Here is a 21,530-nt window from a genome sequence, read left to right on the forward strand (position 1 = left end):
GGATGCTAGTTCATGTGATTTCGACCAATTACCTACAATACTGAGGGGTTTATTTTTTGAGTGGGATTCATCATATACGTGGATATAGTGTTATCTTGGTTCACTTCAACAACTCTAAATCCATGATAATCGGTTCCCCAACTTCCGCCGATATGTCCATCGAAAACGAAAGGAATATTATTTTTGATAAGTATTTCGTCATGATCATGGTCGTGACCATTAAAGACCGCTTTGACGTTTTTATGCTCTGATAACAAAGAAAGTATTTGTTCACACTCTACCGCAAAGTGCGTCTGGGCCACGGGATTAATGTGCATAAAAATAAAAATGTTTTCTTTTGATTTATGTTCCTTTAATTTATTAGATAGCCATGAATGATCAGGGCACATGTAAGTTCCTGATATATCAGATGTCGATAGGATTAAAACTGCGTTATTTCCCAACGTGAAATCAAAATCCATGGGATATCCCCATATTTTTACCCACTCTTCCGGAGTAGCTGCATCGTGATTACCCTTGCTCACGAAATATTTCATAACTAATGAATCTAATTGTTTTTTTGCTGGTTGAAAATATTTATTATCATTGTGAATGATATCACCGTTGATAACACAGAAATCGACTTTGTTATTTTTATTGAACTCATTAACTGCATTGACAAAAACACTGTAATTTTTTTTATAATCTGTAATTTCCTCACCGTAGTGACCGTCAGAAGCAATGATAAAACGTATGTTTTTGTGGCTACCATCATGATTGCTATTGAAAAAATCGCACCCAGACAGCGCTGTTCCTACTGAAATGATTAAAAAATCCCTTCTATTCATAATAATATCCAATTCCCAATAGGTGGTTGTAGAGAGTTTTAGTGAACGTCCTTACTCATGACTTTAGTTAAAAAAATAAGATGATATAAGGGCATGGTTGTTTTTTTTTTGGATTTTTTGAGTTAAAAATATTGCGCAATAAAGTGCGGGCTATTAATTGCCTTGGTTTTTTATTTGTGTGGAAATTATTCCCTGCTACGTCAAGATTTTCTCCACAGCAAGACTATGACATTTAAGGGCGTCAGTACGCAGTGGGCGAAAGTTTCAAGGAACACAAGAAAGAGCTATTCATGAGCATGGTGTTTTGCCGGGGGCGAGGGCAAGGAAATTTATAGCACGGCACGGAGTTGTTCACACTGCAGAGCGACTCAGGGTTTCGCTGGCGTGGGTGATAAAAACCGTCATGTGGCGGCGTTGCTGGCCGCCTTTTTAGGTGGGTTTGGGGCGCATAAATTTATCTTGGCAAAAATTGGTCAGGGACTGCTTTATCAGATCTTCTGCTGGGCACTTATTCCTTCACTGGTGGCCTTTGTCGAATTCATCATTTACCTGTGTGATAGCGACAAAAACTTCGCGTGACAATGTAGTTGATGACACGAAAACACATTACTACTAAGCGTGTTTTCCTTCCCTTTCTCCCTTATCCCAGACTTAAACCGTACCTTAATTACAGACAATAGTGGCGACGTTTCGCGCTTTGGAACCAGGCATCGTTGCAATAGTTCATCGCATATTATTCGGTACTATGGCGTAGACGACATGGCATCCTGACGCTGCGGGGGATGAAACTGTTCCTGCTGCGAGGGGGCTGGCCGATGGGAACGAGTTCGGTGGCAAAAAATATTACGCCGTTAGTGTCTGTTTCCAATACTGTTTGCCGTCACAGGCGACCTGTTCGGATCCCGACTGAGCGATCCGCTATACTTTAACCTCTTGTTTTCATGGGAGGTGGGTATGGATTCACGCTACGGGCGTCTGGTGACGACAGCCGCTATTCTGGCGACCGCAACGGCGCTGTCGCTTTTTGCTCTGAAAGTTTTTGCGTGGTGGTATACCGGATCGGTCAGTTTGCTGGCGTCTTTGGTCGATTCGCTGGTGGATATCGCCGCCTCGCTAATCAACCTGCTGGTGGTGCGCTATTCGCTGCAGCCGGCGGATTCCGAACATACTTTCGGTCACGGCAAGGCCGAGTCTCTCGCCGCCTTAGCTCAGAGCATGTTTATCTCGGGTTCGGCGTTGTTTTTGCTGCTGACCGGCTTCCAGCATTTAATTTCTCCCCAGGAGCTTAAAGATCCGGCCGTGGGGATGTGGGTGACGATCGTGGCGTTGGTCGTGACCGGTCTGCTGGTCGCATTCCAGCGCTGGGTGGTCGCCCGAACTCACAGTCAGGCGGTGCGCGCAGATATGCTGCACTATCAATCCGACGTCATGATGAACGGCGCGATCTTAGTCGCGTTGGGACTGAGTTGGAAAGGCGTGACCTGGGCGGACGCCGTTTTTGCGCTGGGTATAGGCGCATATATTTTGTACAGCGCTTTGCGGATGGCGTACGATGCCATTCAAGCCCTGTTGGATAGGGCGCTGCCGGATGAAGAACGGCAGGAAATTACCGATATCGTTGCCGCGTGGCCGGGCATCAGCGGCGCTCATCAATTGAGAACGCGGCGGGCGGGGCCGACACGGTTTATCCAGCTGCATTTGGAAATGGAAGATACCCTGCCGTTGGTGAAATCTCATCAGATTGCGGACGATTTGGAGAAAGCATTGCTGCAACGCTTTCCCGATGCCGATATCATTATCCACCAGGACCCAATATCGGCTGTTCCAGACGCCCAGCGTGGATGGTGGAACATTTGATTCAAACGAGAATTATCACGTAGGCGTTATAATTTTGTAAATATGTGATACTGCACAGGGAAATTATTGGTCTTTAAGCCTGACTTGAATCAATTCAGCCGAGGGTATTTGTTATAAAATGCGTACAAGAAGGTGAGAGGTTTGCGTTGTCGGTGTTGATTGCCGCAAACTTCGCGCACGATATCAAAAATCTGCGAATTAACATCTACAAATCCAGAGGTTGTCATGATTAAGAAAATCGGAGTACTCACAAGCGGTGGCGATGCGCCAGGCATGAACGCCGCTATCCGCGGTGTGGTGCGCGCTGCATTAACGGAAGGACTGGAAGTTTATGGAATTTATGATGGCTATCTGGGTTTGTATGAAGATCGCATGACGCAGCTTGACCGCTATAGCGTGTCAGATGTCATCAACCGCGGCGGTACGTTCCTGGGCTCTGCCCGCTTCCCTGAGTTCCGCGAAGAATCCGTGCGCCAGGTCTGCGTAGAAAACATGAAAAAACGTGGTCTGGATGCGCTGGTTGTTATCGGCGGCGATGGCTCCTACATGGGCGCCAAGCGTCTGACCGAAATGGGTTTCCCCTGCATCGGCCTGCCGGGCACGATCGATAACGATGTGGCAGGTACGGACTACACCATCGGTTACTTCACCGCGCTGGACACGGTCGTTGAAGCCATTGACCGTTTGCGCGATACGTCCTCTTCCCACCAGCGTATTTCCATCGTTGAAGTGATGGGGCGTCACTGCGGCGACCTGACGCTGGCGGCGGCTATCGCCGGCGGCTGCGAGTTTATCGTGGTGCCGGAAGTCGACTTCAAAAAAGAAGATCTGGTGGCTGAAATTAAAGGCGGGATTGCCAAAGGGAAAAAACACGCTATCGTTGCCATCACTGAACTGATGTGTGATGTGAGCGAGCTGGCCAGCTACATCCAGCAGGAAACCGGGCGTGAAACGCGCGCGACGGTACTGGGCCACATTCAGCGCGGCGGTTCTCCGGTCGCCTACGACCGGATTCTGGCTTCCCGCATGGGCGCATACTCCATCGAACTGCTGCTGCAGGGATACGGCGGTCGTTGCGTTGGGATCCAGAATGAAAAAATGGTTCACCATGATATTATCGACGCTATCGAGAACATGAAACGTCCATTCAAGGGCGATTGGCTGGAAACGGCGAAAAAACTGTTCTGATTGGTAGTCGGCCCGGTGTGGCAGGGTGCATGAAATCCCGTCCCTTAGGGGGCGGGATTTCTTTTGGCTGTCATCCACAGGCACAGGGTGATAGGTTGACCTAAACTTCTATTTGGCGCTGGTTGGGCCTGCCTTTTTCGGCGGTTCAGCAAGAGCATAAACGCAGAAATTATCGAGGTTTCGCATGACAAAAGTGACTGTTGCCGCCACGCAAATGGCCTGCACCTGGGACCTGCCCAGAAATATCGAAAACGCGGAAAAACTGGTGCGGCAGGCGCACGCAAAGGGCGCGCAAATCATTCTGATCCAGGAACTGTTCGCCGCGCCTTATTTCTGCATCGACCAGAATCCTGAACATTACGCGTTGGCGCAGAGCCTCGACAACAGCCCGCTAATCAAACATTTCTCTGCGCTGGCCGCCGAACTGGAAGTCGTGTTGCCGCTGAGTTTCTTCGAGCGTGCCAATAACGCTTACTACAACTCGTTGGTGATGATCGATGCGGACGGCAGCGTGCTGGACGTTTATCGTAAAACTCACATCCCCAACGGCCCGGCCTATCAGGAAAAGCAGTTCTTCATTCCCGGCGACACCGGCTTCAAAGTGTGGCAGACCCGCTACGCCAAGGTTGGTGTAGGCATCTGCTGGGATCAATGGTTCCCGGAAACCGCCCGCAGCCTGGCGTTGATGGGCGCAGAGATCATCTTCTACCCGACGGCCATCGGCTCTGAACCGGCCTTCCCCGCCTGGGACAGCCAGCCGCACTGGACGCGTGTACAACAAGGGCATGCCGCCGCCAACCTGGTACCGGTGGTCGCCTCCAACCGTATCGGAACGGAAGCCAGCAAGTATATCGACGGGCTGGAAATGACGTTCTACGGTTCTTCATTTATCGCCGATCCGACCGGCGCGCTGGTGCAGCAGGCCAACCGCACCGACGAAGCGGTGCTGGTGCACAGTTTCGACCTGCAGGAAATCGCGCAGATGCGCGCAACCTGGGGCTTGTTCCGCGACCGTCGCCCGGAAATGTATGGCGTGATCGGCACTTCCGACGGCAAAACCTGGAGATAAATCATGTCACAGCTGACCACCCCGTTTCAGGACGGTTTCGCTATGCCCGCTGAGTGGGCTCCGCAGGAAGCGGTCTGGATGCTGTGGCCGTATCGCCGCGACAACTGGCGCTCGGTAGGGGAGATTATCCCGGCGCAGCAGACTTTCTCCACCGTCGCGGCGACGATAGCCCAGACAACGCCGGTCTTCATGGGCGTCCCGGCGGCGGAGATGGCGCATGCGCGTAGTATCATGCCCGCCAGCGTCACGCTGGTCGAGATAGAGAGCGACGATGCCTGGATGCGCGACACCGGGCCGACGATGGTGCTGAGTCCCGCGGGCGAACGCCGCGGCGTCGACTGGCAGTTTAACGCCTGGGGCGGAGAACAGGGCGGTTTGTATACGGACTGGCGTCGCGATGAACAGGTTGCGCAGCAGGTTCTGGCCTATCTCGGGGATGCCCGTTACGCCGCGCCGCTGATTCTGGAAGGCGGCTCTATTCATACCGACGGCGAAGGTACGCTGCTGACCACGGCGGAGTGTCTGCTCAATCCCAACCGCAATCCGCATCTGGACAAGGCGCAGATCGAGCAATTGCTGACGGATTATCTGGGCGTATCGGCCTTTATCTGGCTGGAGTCCGGCGTTTACAACGACGAGACGGACGGCCATATCGACAACATGTGCTGCTTCGTGCGTCCCGGCGAGGTTGCGCTGCATTGGACCGAAGATGAAAACGATCCCCAATATGCTCGCTCTATGGCGGCGTATCAGGTGCTCTCGAAGGCGCGTGATGCGCACGGTCGACATCTGAAAATCTGGAAATTGCCTGCGCCGGGTCCGCTTTTCATGACCCAGGCTGAAGCGGAGGGGATCGACGTCGACGGGGAAGCGATTGAACGTATCGCCGGCTCGCGTCTCGCGGGGTCTTACGTCAACTTTCTCATCAGCAATCGTCAGGTGATTTATCCGTTGCTGGATAAACGTACGGACCGTCAGGCGCACGCATTATTGCAGCAAATGTTCCCTGATCACCTGATCAGCGGCGTGCCCGCGCGTGAAATCTTGCTGGGCGGCGGCAATATCCACTGCATTACTCAGCAGATCCCGTCCGCGCGCGCGGAATAATGTCACCCATAAAAAAACGGCTCCTGAAAGGAGCCGTTTTCATACCGAGAACAAAATACCGTTGGGCGTTACGCGCCTTTGGCTTCTGCTGCGGCTTTAACGATCACGGCGAAAGCGTCTGCTTTCAGTGATGCGCCGCCCACCAGCGCACCGTCGATGTCCGGCTGGGTGAAGAGTTCAGCCGCGTTAGACGCGTTAACGGAACCGCCGTACTGAATGATGACCTGTTCTGCTACCGCGGCATCCTGTTTAGCGATGTGGCTGCGGATGAATTTGTGGATAGCCTGTGCCTGCGCCGGAGTGGCGGATTTGCCAGTACCGATAGCCCAGATAGGCTCGTAGGCGATGACGGCATTTTCAAAGGCTTTAGCGCCCAGCGTGTTCAGAACGGCATCCAGCTGACGAGCACAAACGCTTTCGGTCTGGCCGGCTTCGTTTTCTGCTTCAGTTTCACCGATGCACAGAACCGGAGTCAGACCGGCTTCTTTCAGTACGCCGAATTTTTTAGCAACGAATTCATCGCTTTCTTTGTGATAGGTGCGGCGTTCTGAGTGACCGATGATGATGTATTTAGCGCCGATGTCTTTCAGCATGTCGGCAGAGGTTTCGCCGGTGAATGCGCCGGAAAGGTTTACATCAACGTTCTGCGCGCCCAGGGCAATACGGCTGCCAGACAGTTCGTGCTTAGCCTGACCCAGGTAAACAGCTGGCGGAGCGATAGCTACGTCACAGCCCGCGACTGCGGTCAGTTCGTTGCGCAGGCCGGCAATCAGTTCGTGAACCATGTGGGTGCTACCGTTCAACTTCCAGTTGCCCATGACTAAGGGGTGTCGCATCTTTTTTCCTCCAGACGGATAGCAAGTTAATCAATACGTCACTGCCGCTCGGCAGTGTAACCTGACGACAGTATAAAGATGAAAAGACCTCGTGGCTCTGTTTTTCGTGCCTAATAGCGGCTTTGATCAATATTCTGCCAGCGTGAGCTTAATCGGTTCAACCGCGAAGGTTAGCCCTTTTTCGCCCCCATCTGCCACCACATATCGCAGCGCTCCCTCCTCCTGTTGGAAGAAGGGGTGATCCTTACCTTGCGCCAGCAGCGTGTCGACTTTTTTCAGGCTTTGTTCGCGCGTCAGCGAGGGGACGAATACCCGCAGCAGCGCGGCCATGTACTCCTGCGCCTGTTTGCGTCGGCCCGCTTCGTCAGGATCTTTCGGGCCCGGCAACAGAGTAATTTGCAGCGTTTTGATCTTGCCCGTCCCTTTCTCAAGCGCGGTAGAAGAGTACAACATATTGCTGATCTTGCTGGCGGCGCGGGTCAGCATGGGGGAGTCCTCGTTGGTATCGACGACCCGGTATTCCCCAATCGGCAGCGTCGGATTGCTGAGGTTATAACGAGTGCGAAACTGGACGATAGTCATGTCGAACGTCGGCGAGCCGGCCAGCAGATAAGGCGCAGCGGGACCTTTGTGCTGAAACAGCGCGTCTGCCCTGACGGCACTGGCCTGATGTATTCCGGCGGTGAGCAGGCAAAGGATAAGTAGAGATTTTTTCATAGCGTGTTCGTCAGTATCGTCGCAGTAGCCGTTATGCCGTAAAGCGGCCTTGTGATTAAAGCGGTATTGGTTAGGGATTGTCAAAGTTCGCGTAAAAAATACGATAGAAACCGTACGGTAAGGTAAACTCGATGCCAGAAAACAGCTATCGGAATAGGCTTGAGATGACGTTACAACAGTGGTGTTTTTCTTTTCGCGGCCGTCTTGGGCGGAGAGAATTCTGGTTGTGGATGGTGACCTGGGTAGTGCTGACGATCGCGTTGTTCGCATTGGCCGGTCAAAACTGGTTGTCGACTCAGACCGCCGCCTTCGCGCTGGTAGCGCTGATGTGGCCCACTTCCGCGGTACTGATAAAACGGCTGCACGATCGCAACAAAAGCGGCTGGTGGGCATTGTTGCTGGTGGTGGCGTGGCTGTTGGGCAGTGGCAACTGGTATATGCTGCCGTCGCTGGGACAGTGGGGGCTGGGGCGGTTCATTCCCTCGTTGATTGGCATCATTATGCTGTTGGACTGCGGTTCTTTCGCGGGAACGCCGGGCGCTAACCGCTTCGGTCCAGAGCCGGAGCCGCTGCGGCTCCGCTCCTGAGGTTTACCAGTAGTTTTCCGCCGTAATGTTACCGGGGCGACGGCGCAGATGTTTGGTCATCTGTCGTTCGTCCTTCAGCAGTTGCTGCGTATCCCGCACCATCTGCGGATTGCCGCACACCATCACATGGCTGGTCGCGGCATCCATCGGCAGGTCGACCGCGGCTTCCAGCGCGCCGCTGGCGATCAACGCCGGAACGCGTCCGGTGAGTGAACCGGCCGACTCTTCACGACTCACGACCGTTTGAATATGCAGCTTGCCGTTGTAGCGCTGTTGCAGCTGTTGCATGAGCGGCAAATAGCTGAGATCGCGAGCGAAGCGCGCGGCATGCACCAACACGATGTCCTTGAAGCGCTCTAGGTCGCGGCCTTCCTCCAGAATGGAGAGATAAGGACCGATAGCCGTGCCGGTCGCCAGCATCCACAGCGTGTCACATGGCGGCACCTCTTCCAGTACGAAGAAGCCGGCGGCTTCCTGTGTGATGAGCAGTTCGTCGTTTTCTTTGAGCTGGTGCAGACGGGGGCTGAGCTTGCCTTCCGGCACATCCACCAGATAGAACTCCAGCGTATCGTTGCTGGGTGCATTCACGTAAGAATAGGCGCGTTGCACTCGCTCCCCGTCTACATCCAGCGCCAGCTTGGCGTACTGCCCGGCGGTGAATGTATTGACCGGGGCGCGTACCCGGAGGCTGAACAGACTTTCCGTCCAGTTTTCTACCTCAACCACCTTTCCCGTTAGCCATACTGCCATAGATCGAATACTCCTGTTGCAGCCTGCCGCGAGCGGCACGATATCCCGCTCTGAAAATAAATTAACATGGCTGTGCATAAGGTCTTTTCAGATGCAGAGCCGATGTGCGTCGGCCCCTAAGATACGCGATCTTTTAACAGCTGTGAAACAGTGTGAGTTTAGGTTTTATAACAGAAATTCATGTAACGCCTGATCTTTGCGATCGAGGTAGTGGGTCGAGCGGATCCGGCGAATGGTGCGAGATTTGCCTCGGATCAACAGCGTTTCCGTCGTAGCCATATTGCCGCTACGGGCGATGCCTTCCAGAAGATCGCCCTTGGTGATACCGGTGGCGGAGAAGATGACGTTGTCGTTGCGGGCCATATCCCCGAGCGCCAGTACGTTGCCGGCCTCGATACCCATTTCGCGGCAGCGTGCCAATTCCTGCTCGCCGATACGGCGGTTTTCTTCGTTATCGCCTTTCACTTCGTGGCGTGCGAGCAGCCGACCCTGCATATCGCCGTCCAGCGCGCGGATCACCGCCGCGGAGATCACGCCCTCCGGCGCCCCGCCAATGCCGTACAGCACATCGACTTCGCTGTCCGGCATACAGGTGAGGATAGACGCGGCCACATCGCCGTCCGGGATGGCGAAGACTTTCACGCCCAGTCGCTGCATGTCGGCAATGATGGCGTCGTGGCGGGGTTTGGCCAGCGTGGTGACCGTCAGTTCATGCAGCGGTTTATTCAGCTTTTTCGCGACCGCGCGCAGATTTTCTTCCAGCGGACGATTCAGATCGATCGCGCCTTTGGCCTGAGGACCGACAATCAGTTTTTCCATGTACATGTCCGGCGCGTGCAGGAACGCGCCTTTCTCCGCGACGGCCAATACGGCGAGCGCGTTGGCCTGGCCCATTGCCGTCATGCGGGTGCCCTCGATCGGGTCGACGGCGATATCCACCGCATCGCCCTGACCGGTTCCTACCGCTTCGCCAATGTACAGCATGGGCGCTTCGTCGATTTCGCCTTCACCGATGACGATCTGACCGTTGATGTCGACCTGATTCAGCATAATGCGCATGGCTTGAACCGCCGCGTTGTCCGCCGCGTTTTTGTCGCCGCGCCCCAGCCACTTGTAACCGGCCAGTGCCGCTGCCTCGGTGACGCGGGAAAACTCGATGGCTAATTCACGTTTCATGGATATCTGTCCGTTATTTCTGGCAAGAATAAGTGCGGCAATATTATCACAGGGGTAGGAACGGGCGATAAAGCGGCGGGGAGAAAATGGGCGCGGCAGATGCGCCCGATCAATATTGCGAAGGATTTAAGCGGCGGACGATTTAGTCATCATGGTCCTCCCATGCGCGCACTCGCGCCACGGCTTTCTGCCAGCCGCGATAGCGATAATTACGCTCCGTGGTTTCGATGCCGGGACGGAACTCCCGTTCGATGGCGGTCTTGCTTTTGACTTCATCCAGATCGCTCCAGAATCCGGTTGCGAGACCGGCCAGGAAAGCGGAACCCAGCGCGGTGACTTCGCGGATCACGGGGCGCTCGACGCGCGTTCCCAGAATGTCGGATTGGAACTGCATCAGGAAGTTATTGGCGACCGCGCCGCCGTCGACCCGCAGAGAGTGCAGATGAGTTCCCGCATCGGCCTGCATGGCATCCAGCACATCACGCGTTTGATAGGCGATAGACTCCAGTGTGGCGCGGATGATGTGGTTGACGTTGACGCCGCGCGTCAGCCCGAAGATGGCGCCGCGGGCGTAGGGGTCCCAGTATGGCGCGCCCAGCCCGGTAAAAGCGGGGACGACGTAAACACCATTGGTGTCGTTCACCTTGCCGGCGAAGTACTCGGAGTCCGTCGCGTCGCCGATAATTTTCAGCTCATCGCGCAGCCACTGTATGGACGCGCCGCCCATGAACACCGCGCCTTCGAGCGCATAGTTAACTTCGCCGCGCGCGCCGCAGGCGATGGTGGTCAGCAGGCCATGCTCGGATTTCACCGCTTCAGTACCGGTATTCATCAGCAGGAAGCAGCCGGTGCCGTAGGTGTTTTTCGCCATGCCGGGGCTGACGCACAGCTGACCATACAACGCCGCCTGCTGGTCACCCGCGATGCCCGCGATGGGGATTCGTGTGCCGCCTTTGCCCCCGATGTTGGTTTTTCCGTAGATCTCGGACGACGAATGCACGCTCGGCAGCATGGCGCGAGGAACATCCAGCGCCTCAAGCAGTCGGTCGTCCCAGTCCAGCGAGTGGATGTTGAACATCATCGTGCGTGAGGCGTTGGTGTAGTCCGTGACGTGCACGCGGCCCTGCGTCATTTTCCAGATTAGCCAGGTATCGACGGTGCCGAACAACAGTTCACCGCGCCGCGCTCTCTCGCGAGAGCCTTCCACATGATCCAGAATCCATTTGACCTTGGTGCCGGAGAAGTAGGGGTCGATGACCAGACCGGTGAGGTCGCGGATGGTCTCTTCCAGACCGGCTTTTTTCAACTGCTCGCAGATCTCGGCGGAGCGGCGGCACTGCCATACGATGGCGTTGTAAATCGGTTTGCCGGTGTCTTTTTCCCAGACGATGGCGGTTTCACGCTGGTTGGTAATGCCGATGCCGGCGACTTCATCCGTACTGATCCCGGCCTTAGCGAGGGCCTCGACCAGCGTGGCGCTTTGGGACGCCCAGATCTCCATCGGATCGTGTTCTACCCAGCCAGCCTTCGGATAAATTTGTGCGAACTCGCGCTGGGAAACGCTGACGATATTGGCATCGTGATCCAGCACGACGGCGCGGGAGCTGGTGGTTCCCTGGTCAAGGGCAACAATGTATTTCTTTTCCTGAGTCATAGAAGTGGTCCTTTATCGGGAAGACACGTTGCGGGTTTCGCCAGGCGCTGCGCTGGCGTCATCGGTAGGGCAGACATCACAGGGCAGGTTGCGGCCGATGAGTTTCCGGTAGCCGAAGGCGCCTAAACTCGCACCGACAATTGGGCCCAGAATGGGAACCAGGAAGTAGGGAATATCCCGGCCTCCGGTGAAGGCGACCTTGCCCCAGCCCGCGAGGTAGGCAAACAGTTTGGGACCGAAGTCGCGCGCCGGATTGAGGGCAAACCCGGTCAGCGGTCCCATTGAGGCGCCAATCACGGCGATGAGTATGCCGATGAGTAAAGGGGCTAGCGGGCCGCGCGGAATGCCGTTGCCGTCATCGGTGAGCGCCAGGATCAGGCACATCAGAATGGCGGTGATCACCGTTTCCACGAGGAAGGCTTGGGGGACGGAGATCTGCGGATTGGGATACGTCGAGAAAATACTGGCCAGGCTCAGGCTGTCCACGCTGCCGCGCACGATCCCCTGCGCCTGCTCGGTCGCGTAGAACAGATTGTAGTACAGGGCGTAAACCAGCGCGGCGGCGCAGAAGGCGCCTGCGATTTGGGCCAAGATATAGGGGACAACCTTGCGCCCATCAAAGCAGGCGAACAGCCACAGCGTAATAGTCACTGCGGGGTTTAGGTGAGCGCCGGAAATCGCGGCCGTGAGGTAGATAGCCATGGCGACGCCAAGGCCCCAGATGATGCTGATTTCCCATTGTCCAAAGCTTGCGCCGGCCAGCTTCAAGGCGGCGACGCAGCCAACGCCGAAAAAAATCAGCAGGCCCGTGCCCAGAAATTCGGCAATGCACTGGCCCTTTAATGTAGAGATTCGCGATTGACTCATACACATTTCCTGTTTTTAACGTAGGGCGTGATAAGTAAATGCAGGGTGAGACTCCTGCGGTGTTCGACCTCTCACGGTTCGCTTCACAGTACCGTGGCCAACGACACGCCATGTGAGGGGAGAGCGATGTGCACAGGTCAAATGTTCCTTTGATGTTAATTTATCGTTAATGAGCGAAAGAGAAAAATATCGCTAGTGAAATGTGTGTTGTTCGTCAAAAAAATGAGCGTATTCGCTTATTTCCTGTGACCGCGAAACGATTTGCCGCTGAAAACGGTTAAAAAACGGCATGACGTGATTAACATTTGCCGCTCTCCGGCGGGTTTTTTCGGTTTCTGCCGATAGCTCCGATCGGGAAAAAATGACACACTCGCGATTGTGGAGGATGGGCGCTAGACAGTTTCCGGCTGGCTACTTACAATCTTCCGAGCGTGTTGCGCCCTTGGGGCGTAACGGAGTCGGCGCAGACCGGCCGTCCGCATTGCGGCTAGTGCGCCAACGCTATGAATACGCCAGTACGGTGTGAGAATTCGCAATAAATCAGCGTTAACGGCGTATGCCTTGCGTGAAAAAGGGGTTAGAAGTTATGTCATTTGAAGTGTTTGAGAAGCTGGAATCGAAAGTTCAGCAGGCGATTGACACCATTACGCTGTTGCAGATGGAAATTGAAGAGCTGAAAGAAAAGAATAATGCGCTGTCGCAGGAAGTTCAAAGTGTGGCAGGCAATCGTGACGCGCTAATGCGCGAGAACGAACAATTGCGAGAAGCTCAGAGCTCATGGCAGGAACGTCTGCAGGCGCTGCTGGGCAAGATGGAAGAAGTACAGTAAGACAGAGACGGAAAAGGGCGCGTTCACGCCCTTTTCATCCGGTTACTCCAGATCCAGCGGATCTTCGGAGAGGATGATACCGGTGTTGTCGGCATACAGATGGTCGCCGGAGAAGAAGGTGACGCCGCCGAAATTGACGCGGATATCCGTTTCGCCGATGCCTTCGCCCTCAGCGCCGGCCGGCGTGGCCGCCATGGCCTGAATGCCGATATCCAGCTCAGCCAAATCGTCGACCTGACGCACCGCGCCATAGACCACAATGCCTTCCCACTCGTTTTGCGTCGCCAACCTTGCCAGTTCGGCATTGATCAGCGCCCGGCGCACCGAGCCGCCGCCATCGATCAGCAGTACGCGCCCGATGCCGTTTTCTTCCAGCAGCTCATAAAGCAGTCCGTTATCTTCAAAGCATTTCACCGTGGTGATTTGACCACCAAATGAACTACGTCCACCAAAATTGGAGAAGAGAGGTTCAACGACGTTGACCTCTTCATGATAGACATCACACAGTTCGGAAGTATCGTATTTCATAGGATTAACGCCTGGTTGCCGCAGGGATCGTGGAATTGAGTATATCCCTTTCTGGCGAAGGTTAGCAAAATCATCGCCAGTCGCCTTGACCGTAATCAGGGAACAGCGATGACATTGAACTCGATGGGCTCAGCTGAGCATCACGCCCGCTGCGAACAAAATATTGGTCAGTAGCGCGCATTTGACCGTTTTTTCGAGCATCGGTCGCATACTGAACGCGGTGGTTTCACGCAGCACGTAGCGCCCCTGTTTCACCAGCAGCGGCAGCGACAAAATAAACAGCCAGCCGGCCAGGCTTTGCAAATAAATGAGTGCGAACAGTCCCAGACACAGCGGCGCAGCCATCAACAGCAGCATGTGATAGCGCCGGGCTTTCTGTGCGCCGAGCCGGACGGCCAGCGTGTTTTTTCCGCTCAAACGGTCGTTGTCGATATCGCGCAGGTTGTTGATATTCAGCACCGCGGTGGCCAAGAGACCGCAGGCGGTCGCGGGCAGCATGACGATACTGTCGAAATGACCGGTTTGCAGGACATAGGAGCCAGCCACGCTGAGCCAGCCAAAGAAAATCAGGACCGAGATATCGCCNAAGCCGATGTAACCATAAGGGCGGTTGCCCACCGTATATGTAATGGCGGCCAGAATCGCCATCAGACCCAATCCGAGAAAGACGACGATATCCACTGGTTTCTCGCAGGCGAGCGCGACCAGCGAAAGACCGGAGACAATGGTCAGCAGCACGGTGACGACCAGGGCGTTGCGCAGTTCGGTCAGGCTGATGGCTCCGGTCTGAATACCGCGCAGCGGCCCGATACGCGTCTCGGTATCGCTGCCTTTCACCGCATCGCCGTAGTCGTTGGCCAGGTTGGAAAGAATTTGCAGCAAACCGGCCGTCAGCAGGGCGAGCAAAGCGACTCCCGGTTTGAAACTGCTTTGCCAACCGGCGATTGCCGAGCCGGTCACGATGGAGGCGAAGGCCAACGGCAGCGTCTTGGGACGCAAACTGTCGAGCCAGGCCTGAGTTTTGCTGCTATGTGTCAATGAGGTCATGATCCGCTTCAGTTCTGGGAGATTATGCTTAACGTCGTTGCCGAAAACGCAAGTGGGAGGCGATAGCCTCCCACTTGATGTGTTGTCAGGATGATCCGCTGGCACGGATTATAAGATAAATCGGCTCAGATCTTCATCTGCTACTAATTCATCCAGGTGATCACGGACATAATCCGCATCAATCGTCACATTCTGACCGCCCATTTCACTGGCGTTGTAGGAGACTTCCTCGATCAGACGCTCCAGCACGGTGTGCAGACGACGCGCGCCGATGTTTTCGGTACGTTCGTTGACCTGCCACGCCGCTTCCGCGATGCGGCGGATGCCGTCCGGCGCGAACTCTACGTCGACGCCTTCGGTCGCCATCAGCGCCTTGTATTGCTGCGTCAGGGACGCGCTCGGCTCGGTGAGGATGCGCTCGAAGTCTTCGGTGGTCAACGCCTGAAGCTCAACGCGGATCGGCAGACGACCCTGCAGTTCAGGGATGAGATCCGACGGGCTGGCTACCTGGAAGGCGCCGGAGGCGATAAACAGGATATGGTCGGTTTTCACCATGCCGTGCTTGGTGGAAACGGTACAGCCTTCCACCAGCGGCAGCAGGTCGCGCTGCACCCCTTCGCGGGAAACGTCCGGGCCGGAAGATTCGCCGCGCTTACAGATTTTGTCGATCTCGTCGATGAACACGATGCCGTGCTGCTCAACGGATTCAATGGCGAGCTGTTTCAGCTCTTCCGGGTTCACCAGCTTGGCGGCTTCTTCTTCCACCAACTGCTTGAACGCATCCTTAATTTTGATCTTACTGGTTTTCTGCTTCTGACCGGCCAGGTTCTGGAACATGGACTGCAGCTGGTTCGTCATCTCTTCCATACCTGGCGGCGCCATGATTTCGACGCCTACCGGCGCGGCGGCCAGTTCGATCTCGATTTCTTTATCGTCCAGCTGGCCTTCGCGGAGTTTCTTACGGAAAGCCTGACGAGCAGGGGACTGCTCCTGATTCTCTTCGGACTGCCCCCAGTTGTTTTTGGCTGGTGGGATCAGCGCGTCCAGAATGCGCTCTTCCGCCAGTTCTTCGGCACGAACACGGTTTTTTTCCAGAGACTGGTGGCGCACCATCTTCAGCGCGGCATCGGTCAGATCGCGGATAATGGAGTCCACTTCTTTCCCGACGTAGCCGACTTCGGTGAACTTAGTCGCTTCCACCTTGATAAATGGCGCATTGGCCAGTTTGGCGAGACGACGGGCGATCTCGGTTTTACCTACGCCGGTCGGGCCAATCATCAGAATGTTTTTTGGCGTAACCTCGTGGCGAAGGTCTTCGTCCAGTTGCATGCGGCGCCAGCGGTTGCGCAGGGCGATTGCCACGGCTCGTTTCGCCTTGTTCTGGCCGATGATATAGCTATCAAGCTCGCTGACTATTTCGCGCGGGGTCATTTCAGACATAGTAGATCCTTACGCCTTGGAGGCTAATTCTTCAATCGTGTGGAACTGATTGGTGTAGATGCAGATATCACCGGCGATACCGAGTGATTTCTCGACGATTTCTTTGGCGCTCAGGTCGGTATTTTCCAACAGGGCGCGTGCGGCGGACTGGGCATACGGGCCGCCGGAACCGATAGCGATCAAATCGTTTTCCGGTTGTACAACGTCGCCGTTGCCGGTGATGATCAGCGAGGCGTTCTCATCCGCCACGGCCAGCAGCGCTTCCAGACGGCGCAGCATACGGTCGGTTCGCCAGTCTTTGGCTAGTTCCACCGCGGCTTTGACCAGGTGTCCCTGGTGCAGCTCCAATTTACGTTCGAACAGTTCAAACAGGGTAAAGGCGTCGGCGGTGCCGCCCGCAAATCCGGCGATGACACGGTCGTTGTAAAGACGGCGTACCTTCCGCACGTTACCTTTCATGACGGTGTTGCCTAAGGTGGCTTGACCATCTCCGCCGATGACGACTTGGCCATTGCGGCGTACGCTTACGATTGTTGTCACGAGCTAATCCCCGTTACTGAAGAAAAAGGCCCCCGCAGAGTGCGGGGCATGTTGAAGTTAGAAATGGGGACGGGGTGGGGGTTTTCAACCCCCGGAGGCTAATGGAATACAGCTGCTGTTGCCCATACCTTTCAGTTTTTGGGTCATCTTGTCCGCCGCGGCGCGGCTGCTGTAGGGGCCCAGTATGATGCGATTCCAGCCGCCGCTGCTGGTAATACGGCTTTCCACGCCTGCAAATGCCAGTTGTGCCCGGATGGATTCAGCAGGCGCCATCGTCTTGAATGAGCCGCACTGGATCATCCAGCGTTGCGCTTTCTCGGGTTTATCCACCTGAGCCTTAGCCGTTTCCGTGTTGGCGGGCGCGGTATTTTTCGGTGCCGCGGGAGCCGTTTTCGGTGCATTCTGACTCGGTTGCTGCGTCAGCGGCGCGACGGGTGCTGGCGTCGTCGTCTGCGGCTTGATAAACACCTGAGAGCGCGGCACCTGGGTCTGATCGTTGTACGGCACTTCAGACAGCTGGGTAGGCTGACGGCGCATGTCCGACTGCATCTGCTCCAGCAGTTGGCGCTGCTCTTCCGTAAGCTCCCCGGCCGAGCGCACTTCGCCGCCAGCGGAAGGTTCCGTCGGTGTCGTCACGCCAATCTGGCGATTTTCCAGCTCTTTGATGTAACGCCAGCGTTCTTCAGGTTTAGGCGGAAGCCCATTGCCCTTGCCGCCGGCATGATTAGGGAGGACCGGTATTTCCTGCGGCTTGTTATGGGCAATGAAATACAGCCCGCCCGCGAAGGTCACCAATACGGCAACCGCCAGCGCAATCATGGTCTTGGACGCGCCTGAGGAACCCTTTTTTTTCCGGCTGGATGTCTTTTTCCGGCGTGTGCCTGAACGCCCCCGCCCGACATAGTCTCTTTGTGCCACTATCGTTTCACTACGAAGTAAAAAAAGTAACAGGTTGTCATGTTACTGAACCCTAAAATGTTTGACTAGCACCGTGATTCCTAAAGCCGGTGATGCGCAAAATTCGGCGGAGCGGTACTGTCGCGAATGACCAGTTTACTGGACAGCAGGCGTGAGCTCCGGGTTACGGAATGCCCCTGCAGCTGTTCAAGCAGCAGCAGCGTTGCCTCACGTCCGATTTCGTAGCGGGGTTGAGCCACAGTGGAGAGCGGGGGGAAGCAGTAGCTGGCCTGGATAATATCATCAAATCCCATGAGCGATAGATCCCGCGGCACGTTCAGACCCATATTATGAGCTTGCGCCAGCGCTCCCATCGCTATGGTATCACTATGGCAGAAAATCGCGGTCGGTGGGGTGGGATGTGACATCAAAATGCCCAGCCCGCGAATGCCGGTGTCGTAGCTGAAATCCCCTCGCACGATATAGTGGTTATCCACCGTCAGACCGCCCCGTCGCAGCGCCTGGACATAGCCCTGCAGCCGATACTCGCTGAGAGGCTGTGTCGCCGGGCCTGCAATACAGGCGATGCGCTGATGGCCCAGCTCATGGAGATAGTGCACGGCGTCGAACGCAGCGGTCAGGTTGTCGATATGCACCGTCGGCATTTCCAGTTTGGGAACGAATTCATTCGCCATGACCATCGGCGGCAGATTGCGCCGTGCCGCCTTACCCGCATCGAACGGCAAGTCGGACCCAAGCAGCACTATACCGTCCACCTGAGCCGTGACGTTGGGATCGGACAACCCTCTGTCTTGTCGCCGCTGGTAGGCGCAGTCGCCGATCAATACCAGATAACCCCGAGACGTCGCGGTCTCTTCGATCCCTTGGATGACCTCGCTGAAAAAAGGATCGCTGATATCCGGGACGATCGCTAATAGCGTTCGGGTTTCGTGTCGTCGGGCGTAGCGAGCGGACGCATACTGTGAATAGCCGACGGCCTTGGCCGCTTCCTCGACCTTTTGTCGGGTCAGGGCTGAGACCTTTTCCGGATCCATCAGAGCTCGGGATACCGTGGCGGTTGAGACGCCCGCCTTGTCCGCCNCGTCCTTCATCGTTGCAGCAGCCGTGCCTTTATTCTCCAACGCTCATTCTCCTCACGCCAGCTTCCGCTGCTGCGTCTGTCCGGCTCTGATCACTCAGGATCGCCCATATGCCGCAGTTAGACTTTTGCCGTGTTCAGCATAGCGCCTTGCGGCGCAGGGATTAATAGATCACGCATTATAGTTGTGGATTTATCATACGCTGAACAGCGTCAAGAGCGCATTTTTCGCGTTGGTTCGCAAAATCTTAGCGTAATCAACAGGAAGACAGCGTCATCCGTCCGTCGGGTCGACGTCTAACACCCATTTGACTTTACGCGACTGCGGCAGGGTATCGACGAGGCTCAAGGATGTTCGCAGCAGATGCTGTAGCCGGGCGCGGGAGGGGTGCTGAAGCAGCAATTGCCAGCGAAACCGCCCAGCGCGTTTGGGCTGCAAAGCGGGCACCGGGCCCAGTACCCAAAGGTTTTCGTCGCGCAACGGGCTGGCTTCCAGCAGATTACGCAGTTGGTGAAGGAACTGGCTGGCTTGCTGGTTATCGTGATCGTCAGCGCGAAACAGCACGTGATTGGTGAACGGCGGCAGGGCTACGCTTTGACGCTCCTTCAGCGTTTGAGCCGCGAAAGCGTCATAGCCTTGCTGCAACAGCGTTTGCAGCAGCGGATGTTCGGGGTGATGGGTTTGCAGCACTACTTCGCCGGCTTTTCCCGCTCGGCCGGCGCGGCCGGAGACCTGGGTGTAAAGCTGGGCGAACCGTTCCGCGGCCCGGAAGTCGGCGGAAAACAGAGAGCTGTCCACGTCCAGCAACGCCACCAAGGTCACATCGGGGAAATGGTGGCCTTTGGCCAACATCTGCGTCCCTATCAGAATGCGGGCGCCGCCCTGACGCACCTGCGCCAACTGTTGTTCCAGCGCACCCTTGCGGCTGGTGGTGTCGCGATCGATACGGGTAATCGGTGTGTCGGGAAAGAGGGCGGGCAGCGCCTGTTCGAGCTGTTCGGTACCGAGTCCCACCGGCATCATATTGGTTGAGCCGCAGTCAGGGCATTGTTGCGGCACCGGTCGCTGGCTGTCGCAGTGGTGGCAACGCAGCATCTGCTGGTGCTGATGCAGCGTGTAATAGTGGTCGCAGCGCGGACATTCGGCGATCCAGCCGCATTCATGGCACATCACCACCGGCGCAAAGCCGCGTCGATTAAGAAACAGAATGACCTGATTTCCTTCCCGAACGTGGTGGCGTATCCGGGCGATCAGCGGTTGCGAGAGACCGGTGTTCAGCGGCAGTCCTTTCAGGTCGAGGATATTTTGCTGCGCGAGCCGGGCGTTACCGGCGCGTTTGCTGAGGCGCAACTGCCGATATTTGCCGATTTGGACGTTGTACAGCGTTTCCAACGCCGGAGTCGCGGAACCCATGACGATAGGGATATTCTCTTCCCGGGCGCGGAACACGGCCAGATCGCGGGCGTTATAGCGCCACCCCTCCTGCTGTTTATACGAGTTGTCGTGCTCTTCATCAATGACGATCAGGCCCAGTCGAGCGAAAGGCGTAAACAGGGCGGAGCGTGTGCCGATCACGATGGCGGCTTCCCCGTTTTTCGCCCTCAGCCACACGGCCAGACGTTCACTGTCGTTCAAGCCGGAATGCAGCGCGTCTACCGGCGCGTTAAAGCGATCTCTGAATCGAGCGATGGTTTGCGGCGTGAGTCCGATTTCCGGCACCAGCACCAGCGCCTGTTTTCCCTGCGCCAGGATGTTTTCCAACACACTGAGATAGACCTCCGTCTTGCCGGAGCCGGTAATGCCCGCCAGCAGCCACGCGGAAAAATGCTGGTCTTCGCTGCGTATTGCGCCGACGGCGGTCGCCTGCTCGGTATTGAGCCGCAGGCGTTCGCCGCTGACGCTGAAATCCGTCCGCCAGTTGCGCGGCGTTTGCGACAGCGGCCTGAGGTCGCACAACCCTTTGGCGCGTAACGCCTGCAGCGCGGCTTCGGTCAATTGGGCGTCGCTGACCTGATGGCGATAAAGCGGCCCTTGCAGTAAAGCGGCCAGCGCCTGCTGCTGTTTGGGCGCGCGTTTGAGCGTCGGCAGCGAGGTTTCACGCCCTTGTTCGGTGGCGAACCACTGCCACAACGGCGCCGCATGCGCGGGNTTACCCTGACGCAGCAGCGTCGGCAGCGCATGAAACAGCACTTCGCCGATGGGATAGTGGTAATACTCGACGGCCCACATCAGGATTCGCCACAGGCTGGCGGGAAATAAGGGCTCCGGATCCAGCACTTCCTGCAGCGGTTTGAGTTGGGTCAGCGGCAGCGCGCTGTTGTCGCTGAGGGCGGTCACGATGCCAATCATCCTGCGGTTGCCAAACGGCACGCGTACCCGCATGCCGGGGGCCGGGGGGAGGGATCCCGAGGGCAGCAGATAATCAAAAGTCCGCGCCAGTGGCACGGGCAGGGCAACCTGAACGACAGGCATGGCATCTCCGTCCGAAACGTAAGGGAAACTCTTTATACAGCA

20 protein-coding genes and 1 pseudogene are annotated in these 21,530 nt (G+C 56.1%); 7 read left to right on the forward strand and 14 right to left on the reverse strand.

Annotated elements, in window-relative coordinates; translation table 11 throughout:
- Positions 1-32: 32 nt before the first annotated feature.
- Positions 33-827, reverse strand: coding sequence for a metallophosphoesterase family protein (locus SB13_RS17415; protein ID WP_072000257.1), 795 nt, complete (start codon positions 825-827; stop codon positions 33-35).
- A 290-nt stretch (positions 828-1,117) separates the two neighbouring features.
- On the opposite strand from SB13_RS17415, the pseudogene SB13_RS13555 reads away from it, so the two are divergent.
- The 5 genes and pseudogenes from SB13_RS13555 (at position 1,118) to aguA (ending at position 6,048) form a co-directional block, all read left to right on the forward strand.
- Positions 1,118-1,406 (forward strand): annotated as a pseudogene (locus SB13_RS13555) (TM2 domain-containing protein).
- A 375-nt stretch (positions 1,407-1,781) separates the two neighbouring features.
- A complete protein-coding gene (gene fieF, locus SB13_RS13560) occupies positions 1,782-2,684 on the forward strand; it encodes a CDF family cation-efflux transporter FieF (RefSeq protein ID WP_026740875.1) in 903 nt (300 codons plus the stop codon).
- 225 nt (positions 2,685-2,909) lie between these two features.
- Entirely contained in the window at positions 2,910-3,872 is a 963-nt protein-coding gene (pfkA, locus tag SB13_RS13565) for a 6-phosphofructokinase (protein ID WP_026740876.1), read from the forward strand.
- 184 nt (positions 3,873-4,056) lie between these two features.
- Positions 4,057-4,941: an N-carbamoylputrescine amidase gene (gene aguB / locus SB13_RS13570; protein ID WP_026740877.1), complete on the forward strand. Its 885-nt coding sequence runs from the start codon at positions 4,057-4,059 to the stop codon at positions 4,939-4,941.
- A gap of 3 nt (positions 4,942-4,944) precedes the next feature.
- The gene (gene aguA / locus SB13_RS13575) at positions 4,945-6,048 is read left to right on the forward strand and encodes an agmatine deiminase (protein ID WP_026740878.1); all 1,104 of its coding nucleotides are present in this window, start codon (positions 4,945-4,947) and stop codon (positions 6,046-6,048) included.
- Between the two features lie 68 nt (positions 6,049-6,116).
- Here aguA and tpiA read toward each other — a convergent pair whose 3' ends face one another.
- Positions 6,117-6,884, reverse strand: a complete 768-nt coding sequence (gene tpiA, locus SB13_RS13580; RefSeq protein ID WP_026740879.1) for a triose-phosphate isomerase — start codon at positions 6,882-6,884, stop codon at positions 6,117-6,119.
- A 126-nt stretch (positions 6,885-7,010) separates the two neighbouring features.
- Positions 7,011-7,601: a DUF1454 family protein gene (locus SB13_RS13585; RefSeq protein ID WP_026740880.1), complete on the reverse strand. Its 591-nt coding sequence runs from the start codon at positions 7,599-7,601 to the stop codon at positions 7,011-7,013.
- A gap of 164 nt (positions 7,602-7,765) precedes the next feature.
- Here SB13_RS13585 and SB13_RS13590 point away from each other — a divergent pair, with 164 nt between their 5' ends.
- Positions 7,766-8,188 carry a DUF805 domain-containing protein gene (locus SB13_RS13590; RefSeq protein WP_026740881.1) on the forward strand — a complete coding sequence of 141 codons (423 nt, stop codon included), beginning with the start codon at positions 7,766-7,768 and terminating at the stop codon, positions 8,186-8,188.
- Between the two features lie 3 nt (positions 8,189-8,191).
- On the opposite strand, the gene fpr is transcribed toward SB13_RS13590, so the two are convergent.
- The 4 genes from fpr to SB13_RS13610 all read right to left on the reverse strand — a co-directional run bounded on the left by fpr (position 8,192) and on the right by SB13_RS13610 (position 12,635).
- Complete coding sequence (gene fpr / locus SB13_RS13595) at positions 8,192-8,938, reverse strand: ferredoxin--NADP(+) reductase (protein WP_026740882.1); 747 nt, start codon at positions 8,936-8,938, stop codon at positions 8,192-8,194.
- Between the two features lie 165 nt (positions 8,939-9,103).
- Positions 9,104-10,114: a class II fructose-bisphosphatase gene (glpX, locus tag SB13_RS13600; protein ID WP_026740883.1), complete on the reverse strand. Its 1,011-nt coding sequence runs from the start codon at positions 10,112-10,114 to the stop codon at positions 9,104-9,106.
- A 142-nt stretch (positions 10,115-10,256) separates the two neighbouring features.
- Positions 10,257-11,768, reverse strand: coding sequence for a glycerol kinase GlpK (glpK, locus tag SB13_RS13605; protein ID WP_026740884.1), 1,512 nt, complete (start codon positions 11,766-11,768; stop codon positions 10,257-10,259).
- 12 nt (positions 11,769-11,780) lie between these two features.
- Positions 11,781-12,635: an MIP/aquaporin family protein gene (locus tag SB13_RS13610; protein ID WP_026740885.1), complete on the reverse strand. Its 855-nt coding sequence runs from the start codon at positions 12,633-12,635 to the stop codon at positions 11,781-11,783.
- Between the two features lie 586 nt (positions 12,636-13,221).
- Here SB13_RS13610 and zapB point away from each other — a divergent pair.
- The gene (zapB, locus tag SB13_RS13615) at positions 13,222-13,464 is read left to right on the forward strand and encodes a septal ring assembly protein ZapB (RefSeq protein WP_026740886.1); all 243 of its coding nucleotides are present in this window, start codon (positions 13,222-13,224) and stop codon (positions 13,462-13,464) included.
- A 42-nt stretch (positions 13,465-13,506) separates the two neighbouring features.
- Here zapB and rraA read toward each other — a convergent pair whose 3' ends face one another.
- The 7 genes from rraA to priA form a co-directional block, all read right to left on the reverse strand.
- Positions 13,507-13,992, reverse strand: a complete 486-nt coding sequence (gene rraA, locus SB13_RS13620) for a ribonuclease E activity regulator RraA (protein ID WP_026740887.1) — start codon at positions 13,990-13,992, stop codon at positions 13,507-13,509.
- Between the two features lie 129 nt (positions 13,993-14,121).
- Positions 14,122-15,039 carry a 1,4-dihydroxy-2-naphthoate polyprenyltransferase gene (locus SB13_RS13625; protein WP_026740888.1) on the reverse strand — a complete coding sequence of 306 codons (918 nt, stop codon included), beginning with the start codon at positions 15,037-15,039 and terminating at the stop codon, positions 14,122-14,124.
- Positions 15,040-15,147: 108 nt separating this feature from the next.
- Positions 15,148-16,479 (reverse strand): HslU--HslV peptidase ATPase subunit, encoded by a 1,332-nt coding sequence (hslU, locus tag SB13_RS13630; RefSeq protein ID WP_026740889.1) that lies wholly within the window; start codon positions 16,477-16,479, stop codon positions 15,148-15,150.
- Between the two features lie 9 nt (positions 16,480-16,488).
- Complete coding sequence (gene hslV, locus SB13_RS13635) at positions 16,489-17,019, reverse strand: ATP-dependent protease subunit HslV (RefSeq protein ID WP_026740890.1); 531 nt, start codon at positions 17,017-17,019, stop codon at positions 16,489-16,491.
- A gap of 84 nt (positions 17,020-17,103) precedes the next feature.
- Complete coding sequence (ftsN, locus tag SB13_RS13640) at positions 17,104-17,937, reverse strand: cell division protein FtsN (protein ID WP_072000258.1); 834 nt, start codon at positions 17,935-17,937, stop codon at positions 17,104-17,106.
- A gap of 80 nt (positions 17,938-18,017) precedes the next feature.
- Positions 18,018-19,058, reverse strand: coding sequence for a DNA-binding transcriptional regulator CytR (gene cytR, locus SB13_RS13645; protein WP_026740892.1), 1,041 nt, complete (start codon positions 19,056-19,058; stop codon positions 18,018-18,020).
- Between the two features lie 231 nt (positions 19,059-19,289).
- Positions 19,290-21,488 carry a primosomal protein N' gene (gene priA, locus SB13_RS13650; protein WP_026740893.1) on the reverse strand — a complete coding sequence of 733 codons (2,199 nt, stop codon included), beginning with the start codon at positions 21,486-21,488 and terminating at the stop codon, positions 19,290-19,292.
- Between the last annotated feature and the right edge of the window lie 42 nt (positions 21,489-21,530).

This window comes from Lonsdalea quercina subsp. quercina (genome assembly GCF_000688695.1).
Taxonomy (GTDB): domain Bacteria; phylum Pseudomonadota; class Gammaproteobacteria; order Enterobacterales; family Enterobacteriaceae; genus Lonsdalea; species Lonsdalea quercina_D.

What these genes read in the sequence shown, in the direction of transcription:
- fpr (WP_026740882.1), bottom strand. Translation starts at nt 8,938, where the DNA reads ATGGCAGTATGGCTAACGGGAAAGGTGGTTGAGGTAGAAAACTGGACG.
- rraA (WP_026740887.1), bottom strand. Translation starts at nt 13,992, where the DNA reads ATGAAATACGATACTTCCGAACTGTGTGATGTCTATCATGAAGAGGTC.
- aguB (WP_026740877.1), top strand. Translation starts at nt 4,057, where the DNA reads ATGACAAAAGTGACTGTTGCCGCCACGCAAATGGCCTGCACCTGGGAC.
- fieF (WP_026740875.1), top strand. Translation starts at nt 1,782, where the DNA reads ATGGATTCACGCTACGGGCGTCTGGTGACGACAGCCGCTATTCTGGCG.
- glpX (WP_026740883.1), bottom strand. Translation starts at nt 10,114, where the DNA reads ATGAAACGTGAATTAGCCATCGAGTTTTCCCGCGTCACCGAGGCAGCG.
- SB13_RS13590 (WP_026740881.1), top strand. Translation starts at nt 7,766, where the DNA reads ATGACGTTACAACAGTGGTGTTTTTCTTTTCGCGGCCGTCTTGGGCGG.
- SB13_RS17415 (WP_072000257.1), bottom strand. Translation starts at nt 827, where the DNA reads ATGAATAGAAGGGATTTTTTAATCATTTCAGTAGGAACAGCGCTGTCT.
- zapB (WP_026740886.1), top strand. Translation starts at nt 13,222, where the DNA reads ATGTCATTTGAAGTGTTTGAGAAGCTGGAATCGAAAGTTCAGCAGGCG.
- hslU (WP_026740889.1), bottom strand. Translation starts at nt 16,479, where the DNA reads ATGTCTGAAATGACCCCGCGCGAAATAGTCAGCGAGCTTGATAGCTAT.
- pfkA (WP_026740876.1), top strand. Translation starts at nt 2,910, where the DNA reads ATGATTAAGAAAATCGGAGTACTCACAAGCGGTGGCGATGCGCCAGGC.
- tpiA (WP_026740879.1), bottom strand. Translation starts at nt 6,884, where the DNA reads ATGCGACACCCCTTAGTCATGGGCAACTGGAAGTTGAACGGTAGCACC.
- glpK (WP_026740884.1), bottom strand. Translation starts at nt 11,768, where the DNA reads ATGACTCAGGAAAAGAAATACATTGTTGCCCTTGACCAGGGAACCACC.
- aguA (WP_026740878.1), top strand. Translation starts at nt 4,945, where the DNA reads ATGTCACAGCTGACCACCCCGTTTCAGGACGGTTTCGCTATGCCCGCT.
- SB13_RS13585 (WP_026740880.1), bottom strand. Translation starts at nt 7,601, where the DNA reads ATGAAAAAATCTCTACTTATCCTTTGCCTGCTCACCGCCGGAATACAT.
- SB13_RS13610 (WP_026740885.1), bottom strand. Translation starts at nt 12,635, where the DNA reads ATGAGTCAATCGCGAATCTCTACATTAAAGGGCCAGTGCATTGCCGAA.